The 3,822-nt window shown below is 69.9% G+C and carries 4 protein-coding genes and 1 pseudogene; 2 read left to right on the top strand and 3 right to left on the bottom strand.

The window, feature by feature from the left end:
- Nucleotides 1-417: 417 nt before the first annotated feature.
- Both ABWV20_RS18240 and ABWV20_RS18235 read right to left on the bottom strand, forming a co-directional pair.
- Nucleotides 418-1,104 (bottom strand): class I SAM-dependent methyltransferase, encoded by a 687-nt coding sequence (locus ABWV20_RS18240; RefSeq protein WP_353357723.1) that lies wholly within the window; start codon nucleotides 1,102-1,104, stop codon nucleotides 418-420.
- A 429-nt stretch (nucleotides 1,105-1,533) separates the two neighbouring features.
- The gene (locus ABWV20_RS18235) at nucleotides 1,534-1,953 is read right to left on the bottom strand and encodes a MarR family winged helix-turn-helix transcriptional regulator (protein ID WP_353357721.1); all 420 of its coding nucleotides are present in this window, start codon (nucleotides 1,951-1,953) and stop codon (nucleotides 1,534-1,536) included.
- A gap of 74 nt (nucleotides 1,954-2,027) precedes the next feature.
- On the opposite strand from ABWV20_RS18235, the gene ABWV20_RS18230 reads away from it, so the two are divergent.
- Both ABWV20_RS18230 and ABWV20_RS18225 read left to right on the top strand, forming a co-directional pair.
- Nucleotides 2,028-3,110: a methyltransferase gene (locus tag ABWV20_RS18230; protein ID WP_353357719.1), complete on the top strand. Its 1,083-nt coding sequence runs from the start codon at nucleotides 2,028-2,030 to the stop codon at nucleotides 3,108-3,110.
- A 1-nt stretch (nucleotide 3,111) separates the two neighbouring features.
- Nucleotides 3,112-3,510 carry a DUF1304 family protein gene (locus ABWV20_RS18225; protein WP_353357717.1) on the top strand — a complete coding sequence of 133 codons (399 nt, stop codon included), beginning with the start codon at nucleotides 3,112-3,114 and terminating at the stop codon, nucleotides 3,508-3,510.
- Nucleotides 3,511-3,683: 173 nt separating this feature from the next.
- Here ABWV20_RS18225 and ABWV20_RS18220 read toward each other — a convergent pair.
- Nucleotides 3,684-3,822: pseudogene (locus tag ABWV20_RS18220) on the bottom strand (toxin); the annotation flags it as partial.

Genomic DNA, 3,822 nt, shown 5'->3' with positions numbered 1-3,822 from the left:
TCGTTGGCCGGTGACCTCGAGGCCGAGCTCCTCGAGGCGGCAGAACGTGGTCAGGTCAGGGGAAGCGAAGGTAGCGTCAGACACGTCGAGGTCTTCTGGATGGACGGCGTAGGAACCTCCATCATCGGGAGACCTCGACCCCTACTTGGACTCGGCCCCCGCACCAGCCGCTACACCCTCAACTGTGATGAGCCGCTTTACTGCCAGGACTTGGATCGCTCTCGCAGCAGCCGTCGTGGTCCCCGTGGCGGGGTCTCTTCTCGCCATCGCTTACGCCACCTTCGCGACGGCAGACCGGAAGGCAGACCTAAAGCGGCCGTTCCCCCAGTAGATCCCCGTGCTCGCCGCCATCCCTCGGGGGCCATGCCCGCCCGTTTCGCGGCGGAGTGACGCGGCTGTTGACCGGGCGGATCCGGCCTACCCGTGCGTCACCTCGCAGGGTCGTCGAGCGTCAAGCCGGCCGGTGAGCGAGCCACACGGCTCCGGAGGCGGGTGGTCGGGCCCAAGCTCGATGGTCGCGTCCACGATCAGACCCGCCTCGCGTAACAGGTGCGCGTACGTCTGGGGGCTGCGACGCGCGAACAGGACCCGCATCGTGAGGCCGCCGTAGCCCTCGGTCTTGATGTAGCTGCTGTCGCCTATGTGGCCGCCGAGCATGAGCAAACCGCCCGGCGCGGTGACGCGGGCCAGTTCCCGAACGGCGACCGCGAGGTCGTCGTCCGGGACGTGGTGCAGCACGTACCAGCAGAAGACACCTGCGGCCACGCCGTCGGCCAGGGGGATCTGGGTGAGCGATGCGGCTGTGAAGGGGAGGCCAGGGTTGTGGGTGCGCGCCAGGCGGAGCATCTCGGTGGAGATGTCGATACCGGTGACCTTGAGGCCGCGCGACGCCAGAAGACCTGTGAGCCACCCAGGTCCGCACCCGACGTCGAGCACCAAGCCTTCGCCTGCTTGGTGGACCCGTCGCGCGAAATGATCAACAAGGGCCGACTCCAGCGGAAGACCTTCCAGCCCCAAGCGCACGAGTTCGGCGTAGCGATCGGCGACCCGGTCATAGGACTCGCTTGCGTCGGCGATCCATGAACCGTGCGGCACGAAGGGCACCCTAGCCCCGTAGCCCTATGCACATTGGCAGAAGAGTGACGGCCGGCGTGGTCATCAGGCGGCGGAGTGCCGCACCCTGAGCATTGGCCGGGAGGGCTGGACGTGGTGCGCGTCTTGAGTCTGTCTTGGGGAGTCCCGAGCTCACCTGCGCCATCGTCGATCCCGACGGCGAGCTGCCGCGCTCCCTGCGGACGACGCTGTGGGCCGAGCACCTCGGACTGCCCGAGGACGACCCGCGGCTGGCCGGCATCCGCGACCCGACGTCCCTCTGGATGGAGCGCATCGGTGCTCCGGCAGCCGCGTGCACGTCCATGAGCCGGTGCGGATCTCGTCGCGCGCCGCCCGCTGGGCGGCACCGGTCTACCGCCGCTTCTTCGACCCCGACGGGCGGCCGCGCCGACTGCGCGGGACGGCGGATTTCTAGGACCCTCAGGCGTAGGGGTCGGTGATCTCGCGCAGCTTGAGCAGCCCCTCGCGCAGCTGGCCCGCGAGCTCCGGACCGAGGTGCTCGGTCCACTCCCGCTCGACTGCCATCACGACCTGCATCGCCTGTCCCGCCGCCTCGCGCCCGCGCTCGGACATCCGGATCAGCCGGGCACGGCCGTCGCTCGGGTCGGGCACGCGCTCGACCAGCCCCTCCCGCTCGAGCGCCGCGACCAGGAGGCTCGCCGTCTGCTTCGTCACCTGCGCGCGGTCGGCCAGCTCGGTCAGCCGCGATCCCTCGTCGGCGATCCGCTGCGCGAGCCGCGACTGCGCCACTGTGACGTCGTACCCCGCCTCGCGCATGGCGCGCTGGACGCGCTCGTCCATCGAGCGGTAGGAGACGAACATGAGCGTGGCGAGGTCCATCGCATCCCTTGACGTTAGTCAGCAATGCTGACCATTATGGTTAGCATTGCTGACGATCATAGGCGAGGTGCCCCATGACCAGACTTCCTCCCGTGCGCGTCGTGCGCGCGGCCAGCGGGTTGCGGACCGCGATCCAGGGACTGTCCAGGCGCATGGTGCCGCCGGAGGTCGGCGCGCTCGAGCTGGGCGCGGCCTTCATGGCAACCCAGGCGGCGCACGCCGTCGCGCGGCTCGGCGTCGCCGACGCCCTGTCTGCCGGGCCGCGCTCCGCCGCGGACGTCGCTGCCGACCTCGGGACGGACGCGGACGCGACCTTCCGGCTCCTGCGCGCCAGCGCGACGTACGGCATCGTCCGCCACGTCGGCGACCGCTTCGACCTGACGGCCGTCGGTCGCACGCTCCTCTCCGCCGCACCTGGCTCGATGAGGTCCGTGGTGCTGATGATCGGCGACCCGCGCTACCAGGCGGTGTGGGGCCAGCTGCCCGAGGCGGTGCGAACCGGCGGTCCCCGCGCCGAGGCGGTGCACGGCGTCTCGATGTGGGAGCTGCTCGACCGCGATCCCGACTACGCGCAAGACTTCAACGACGCGATGGGCCGGCTGACGCAGCTCGACTGGCCGACGGTCGAGGCGGTCTACGACTTCACACCCTTCGGCACGATCGTCGACGTCGGCGGCGGGCACGGCCAGCTGCTCGCGCTGATGCTCGGTGCGGCACCGGCCGCCGACGGCGTGCTGCTCGAGCAGCCGAGCATGGTCGGACCGACCGAGAAGCACCTCGGCGACGCCGGCCTGCTGGACCGTTGCCGCCTCGTCGGCGGCTCGTTCTTCGAGACTGCGCCCGACGACGGCGACCTCTACGTCCTGCGGCGGGTCGTCCACGACTTCGACGACGACACAGCAGTCGAGCTGCTCACCAACCTCCGCCGGCACATGCCGCCCGGAGCGACGCTCCTGCTGATGGAGAGCGTCGTACCGGCCGGCGACGAGCCGCACTTCGCCAAGTCGCTCGACCTCGACATGCTGCTCTTCGTCGGTGGTCGCGAGCGCACGGAGGCGGAGTTCGCCGCGCTGCTCGCCCGCGCCGGCTTTCGGATGACCCGCGTCGTACCGACCATCTCGACGATCTCCCTCGTCGAAGCCCGACCGGAGGCCTGACATGGACCTCCTCGCCCAGCTCTGCACAGCGGTCACCGCCGTCATCCTGATCGCCGTCTTCCCCTTCGAGGCGTTCCTCATCGACCGGCCGTGGGTGCAGCGCTTCCTCTGCATCGAGCCGCACGGCATCGCCAACGTCCACCTCTGGTCGTTCTGCATCGGCGCCCGCAACGCGCTCGCCGGGATCGGCGCGCTCGTCGGGCTCTGGATCCTCCACTACGGCGACGAGTCGACCGGCGTCACCGTGGTGGTCACCGTGCTGATCTACATGCTGCTGTCGTCGCTCGCCATGGGCGTCGCCGACCTGCTCGGCTTCTGGCGACCGCGCGGCGGCAGCGTCCGCGGAACCGTCGCGTCGTCCGTGCTGCCGGCGTTCTCCCTGCTGGTGATCGCGGTCTGAGCAGTTCAGCGGCGCATCAGCAACGCCGAGTCGCCGAACTCGTGCCAGACATAGCTCGCTCATCGGCATGAGCGGCCGCAAGGACGCGCCGGCTCGCGGCGGTGTCACTGTGCCGGCTCGCGGCGCAAAGACGTAGGTCGATAGGCACCGGTAGCGGCAGGTGCGCGCTTGGGTCAGGGCAGGAGATCCCAGTACTGCCGCCGAGCCGGCATTGCGTGGATGATCATCTCCTCGCCGCTCTGAAACGTGAGCACAACCGTCTCCAGCAGCCGGGCCTGCGTGTCGAAGCCGAGCCGCAGCTCGCGATGCGGC

Origin of the sequence: Intrasporangium sp. DVR (genome assembly GCF_040365325.1) — a bacterium.
Taxonomy (GTDB): domain Bacteria; phylum Actinomycetota; class Actinomycetes; order Actinomycetales; family Dermatophilaceae; genus Intrasporangium.
The sequence above is the reverse complement of the archived record's forward strand: the minus strand, read 5'-3'. Positions and strand labels throughout refer to the sequence as shown.

Excerpts from the sequence above, each read along its gene's own strand:
- ABWV20_RS18235 (WP_353357721.1), bottom strand. The coding sequence starts at position 1,953 with ATGGACCTCGCCACGCTCATGTTCGTCTCCTACCGCTCGATGGACGAG.
- ABWV20_RS18230 (WP_353357719.1), top strand. The coding sequence starts at position 2,028 with ATGACCAGACTTCCTCCCGTGCGCGTCGTGCGCGCGGCCAGCGGGTTG.
- ABWV20_RS18225 (WP_353357717.1), top strand. The coding sequence starts at position 3,112 with ATGGACCTCCTCGCCCAGCTCTGCACAGCGGTCACCGCCGTCATCCTG.